General features: G+C 69.8%; 5 protein-coding genes. 4 read left to right on the top strand and 1 reads right to left on the bottom strand.

The window, feature by feature from the left end:
• Positions 1-279 precede the first annotated feature (279 nt).
• Positions 280-747: an Lrp/AsnC family transcriptional regulator gene (locus tag Q0V34_RS20700; RefSeq protein ID WP_297516277.1), complete on the bottom strand. Its 468-nt coding sequence runs from the start codon at positions 745-747 to the stop codon at positions 280-282.
• A gap of 124 nt (positions 748-871) precedes the next feature.
• On the opposite strand from Q0V34_RS20700, the gene Q0V34_RS20695 reads away from it, so the two are divergent.
• The 4 genes from Q0V34_RS20695 to Q0V34_RS20680 all read left to right on the top strand — a co-directional run.
• Positions 872-1,135, top strand: coding sequence for a DUF6356 family protein (locus Q0V34_RS20695; protein ID WP_297516274.1), 264 nt, complete (start codon positions 872-874; stop codon positions 1,133-1,135).
• Entirely contained in the window at positions 1,132-2,145 is a 1,014-nt protein-coding gene (locus Q0V34_RS20690; protein WP_297516271.1) for a putative sulfate exporter family transporter, read from the top strand. Before Q0V34_RS20695 ends, Q0V34_RS20690 begins: the two co-directional genes overlap by 4 nt.
• 128 nt (positions 2,146-2,273) lie before the next feature.
• Positions 2,274-3,731: an amino acid permease gene (locus tag Q0V34_RS20685; protein ID WP_297516279.1), complete on the top strand. Its 1,458-nt coding sequence runs from the start codon at positions 2,274-2,276 to the stop codon at positions 3,729-3,731.
• Positions 3,732-3,798: 67 nt separating this feature from the next.
• The coding region (locus Q0V34_RS20680) for an acyl-CoA dehydrogenase family protein (protein WP_297516268.1) at positions 3,799-4,213 on the top strand (415 nt) is incomplete at its 3' end.

Here is a 4,213-nt window from a genome sequence, read left to right as displayed (position 1 = left end):
CGGACGTCCGGGACCGGGTTTCGCGACCCGGCCCGCCCGCCGGAGGCTTCAAGGGCGGTCAGGCGTGAACAGCGTCGGGCCGCCACGCTTCCGGATAACGACCGCGCGGAGCGTCGGGCCTCGTCGAAACGGTAATTCTCAGTCTTCTCCGGACGGTGTCCGGCGCTCCGTGTCCCTGTCCATCGCCCCGCGGCCCCACGGCGCGAGGACGATGATCCACGGCCTTCCCCCATCGAGGGGGAAGGGAGAGGGGAGCGGCCAGCCCCGGCGCCCGCCGCCTCACCCCGGCGCGATCGGCAGGGCCGTGGTGAACTTGATCTGCTCCATCGCGAAGCTGGACGAGACGTCGGTCAGCGGGGCGGTGGCGATCAGGCGCTTGTAGAAGCGGTCATAGGCGGCGATGTCGCGGACCACGACCTTCAGGAGATAATCGACCTCGCCGCTCATCCGGTAGAACTCGACGACCTCGGGCAGGGCCCTGGCGCCGGCCGCGAAGGTCGCCAGCCAGTCCTCGTCGTGGCGGCCGGTCTTGACCGCCACGAAGACGGTCAGGGACAGATCCAGGGCCTCGCGGTCCAGCAGCGCGACGCGGGCGGTGATGACCCCGGCCTCCTGCAGCCGCTTGATCCGCTTCCAGCAGGGGGTCTGGCTCAGGCCCACCCGCTCGGCCAGCTCGGCGATGGGGACGGTGGCGTCCTCCTGCAGGATGGCCAGAAGTCGCCGGTCGATATGATCTAGATCAATCATCTCGCAATTCCGCCGTCGGGAGAACGAAATTCTCCGTATCGCGGAAATGGTAACCTTTCAAACAATGCCTTTCTCCGAATCCTCGGCATCATGGAACGCCTCGAACATCGCAGCGGGGCTTCCGATGGACCTGTCGTTCACCCGTCACCCGGAATCGGTCGGCGAGACCTATGGCCAGCACATGGGCGTGGCCTTCCGCTTCGGCTTCACCCTGCTGGGCGCGGGCCTGGCCTGCCTGGTGCACGGCGTGCTGCCCTTCGCCTTCGAGCGGACCGGCAGCCAGACGGTGCGCCGGCTGAACGAGCGGCTGTCCAACCGCTGCGCCAAGGCCGACGCCCACTTCGCCGGCGGCCAAGGCGCCTTGCCGGGCGAGACCGTGCGCGGATGACCGCCGCCGCCCTGCGCCTGAACGCCGGCAAGCTGGGGCCGGGCCTCGTCGCCGGCCTGCTGCTGGCGGTGCTGGCCAAGCTCCTGGCCCAGAGCCTGCACGCGCCGGCGCCGCTGATCGCCGTCGTGCTGGGCATGATGCTGGGCGCGCTGGGCCTGCAAAGCCAGCTGGGCGCGGGGCTCGACGTCTTCGCCAAGCCGGGCCTGCGGCTGGGCGTGGCCATGATGGGCGCGCAGATCAGCTGGACCGAGTTCGCCGCCCTGGGCGGGCCGGCCGTGGCCGCCAGCGGCGCGGTGGTGCTGGGCGGCCTGGGCATCGGGGCCCTGGCCGGAACGGCGCTGGGCCTGCCGTTCGCCGAGGCGCTGATCGCCGCCTGCGCCTGCTCGATCTGCGGGGCCTCCGCCGCCCTGGCCGCGTCGCAGGCCGCGCCGGCCAGCGCCGCCAACCAGCGCACGACGGCCCTGGTCATCGTCGGGGTCAACCTGCTGTCGACCGTGGCCATGCTGGCCTATCCGCCGCTGGCCCACGCCCTGGGCCTGTCGGCCCACCAGGCCGGCGTGTTCTTCGGCCTCTCGATCCACGACGTCGCCCAGGTGGCGGGGGCGGGGGCCTCGGTCTCGCCCGAGACCGCCAGCACCGCCGCGCTCGCCAAGCTGGCGCGGATCCTATGGCTCGGCCCGGCCGTGGTCCTGATCGGCGTGGCCCTGACCCGCCGCGAGGGCGGCGAGACGGGCGGAAGCTGGCTGTCGGGCCTGAAGGCGCCGCCGCTGTTCGTGCTGGGCTTCGCGGCCCTGGCCGCCGCCCGGGGCCTGGGCCTCGTGCCGCCGGCCCTGGTCTCGACCCTCGCCGCCTGCTCCAGCTTCCTGCTGCTGGCCGGCGTCGGGGCCATCTCGGCCAAGCTCGGCCCCAAGGCCCTGCTCGAGGTCGAGCCGAAGCTGGCGGTGATGCTGGCCACGGTGACGCTGGCGGTGGCGGTGCTGGCCTACGCCCTGACGAGCATGTTCTTCTAAAGAACGGCCTTGGCGGGGGACGAAACCCGCTCCATGGTCCCGGGGAAGAGCTTGTCCTTCTCGACGAGAATCGATCGAGACGGATAGACAGGCTCGCTGAGAACGCGGAGCCCGGCGCGCGCCGGGCTCTGGTCGGAGGGACCCGAAAAGTGAGCTTCTGGACGCGCCGCAAGGCCATCGACACCATCACCGCCGGGCACGAAGGCGGCCACGAACTGAAGAAGACCCTGAGCTGGCCGCACCTGGTGGCGCTGGGCGTCGGGGCCGTCGTCGGCACCGGTATCTATACACTGGTCGGCGACGGCGCCGGCATGGCTGGGCCGGGCGTGATCCTGTCGTTCCTGATCGCCGGCGCGGTCTGCGCCTGCGCGGCGCTCTGCTACGCGGAACTGTCGACGATGATCCCCGCCTCGGGCAGCGCGTACACATACAGCTACGTGGCCATGGGCGAGCCGGTGGCCTGGTTCGTCGGCTGGAGCCTCGTGCTCGAATACACGCTGGTCTGCGCCGCTGTCGCGGTCGGCTGGTCGGACCACGCCGCGAGCCTTTTCCGATTGGTGGGCTTCCCCGAGGTCCTGCTGCACGGGCCGCACCAGCAGGGGATCATCAATCTGCCGGCCGTGATCATCTCCATGGCGGTCGCGGGCCTGCTGGCCCTCGGCACCCGCGAGAGCGCGACGGTCAGCATGATCCTGGTCGTCGTGAAGATCGCCGCCCTGGCCCTGTTCGTCGCCCTGGCCCTGCCGGCCTTCAACGCCGGCCACTTCACGCCGTTCATGCCCTACGGCTTTGGCGCCCACACCCTTCAGGGCGTCGGCGCCGAAGGGGCCAAGTTCGGGGTGATGGCCGCCGCCAGCCTGATCTTCTTCGCCTTCTATGGCTTCGACGCGGTCTCGACCGCGGCCGAGGAGACCAAGAACCCCAAGCGCGACCTGACCATCGGCATCGTGGGATCGATGGTGGTCTGTTCGGTGATCTACATGGTCGTGGCGGCGACGGCGATCGGCGCCTCGCCGACGGACGTCTTCTCCAAGGAAGGCGCGCCGCTGGTCTTCATCATCAAGAGCCTGCGGCATCCGTTGATGGCCGAGGTCGTGGCCATGGCCGCCGTCGTCGCCCTGCCGACCGTGATCCTGGCCTTCATGTACGGCCAGAGCCGCATCTTTTTCGTCATGTCCCGCGACGGCCTGCTGCCCAGAGCCCTGTCGGCGGTGAACGCCAAGACCGGGACGCCGGTCGTCATGACTCTGCTCACGGGCGCCTTGGCGGCGGGTCTTTCCGGGTTCCTGTCGCTGAAGGAGATCGCCGCCCTGGCCAATGCCGGTACGCTGGCCGCCTTCATCGCCGTGGGGATGTCGGTGATCATCCTGCGCCTGCGCGACCCGCGACGTCCGCGCGTATTCTCGACGCCGATCTGGTGGTTGGTGGCGCCTGGCGCGATCCTGGGGTGCCTCTATCTTTTCTACAGCCTCTCGGCCAAGACCCAGATCTATTTCCTGATCGCCCACGTCATCGGGACGGTGCTCTACCTCGCCTATGGCGTCCGCAAAAGCGTCCTGGCCCAGCAGGAGAAGGCCGCAGGGTAAGGCTTCCATTCTCGGGGGCCATCGCTACAGTCTCGGCAAAACAAGTGTTTGACCGGGAGAAACGCGCATGGCCCTCGACCTGGAGACCCGCGAGCAGCTGATCGACACCGTCGCGCGGTTCGTGGCCGAGCGGCTGCGGCCGATCGAGGCCCAGGTCGCCGAGGACGACGCGGTGCCCGCCGACGTGGTCGAGGAGATGAAGGCCCTGGGCCTCTTCGGCCTGTCGATCCCCGAAGAGTTCGGCGGCCTTGGTCTCGACATGGAGGAAGAGGCGCTGGTGGCCATCGAGCTGGGCCGCGCCTCGCCGGCCTTCCGCTCGGTGTTCGGCACCAATGTCGGCATCGGAAGCCAGGGGCTGGTGATGTTCGGCGACGAGGCCCAGAAGGCCAAGTGGCTGCCGGGCATCGCCTCGGGCCAGATCATCACCTCGTTCGCCCTGACCGAGCCCGAGGCCGGCAGCGACCCGGCAGGGATGCAGACGA

The sequence above is a fragment of the uncultured Caulobacter sp. genome, from assembly GCF_947036865.1.
Taxonomy (GTDB): domain Bacteria; phylum Pseudomonadota; class Alphaproteobacteria; order Caulobacterales; family Caulobacteraceae; genus Caulobacter.
The sequence above is the reverse complement of the archived record's forward strand: the minus strand, read 5'-3'. Positions and strand labels throughout refer to the sequence as shown.

Excerpts from the sequence above, each read along its gene's own strand:
- Q0V34_RS20700 (WP_297516277.1), bottom strand. The coding sequence starts at position 747 with ATGATTGATCTAGATCATATCGACCGGCGACTTCTGGCCATCCTGCAG.
- Q0V34_RS20695 (WP_297516274.1), top strand. The coding sequence starts at position 872 with ATGGACCTGTCGTTCACCCGTCACCCGGAATCGGTCGGCGAGACCTAT.
- Q0V34_RS20690 (WP_297516271.1), top strand. The coding sequence starts at position 1,132 with ATGACCGCCGCCGCCCTGCGCCTGAACGCCGGCAAGCTGGGGCCGGGC.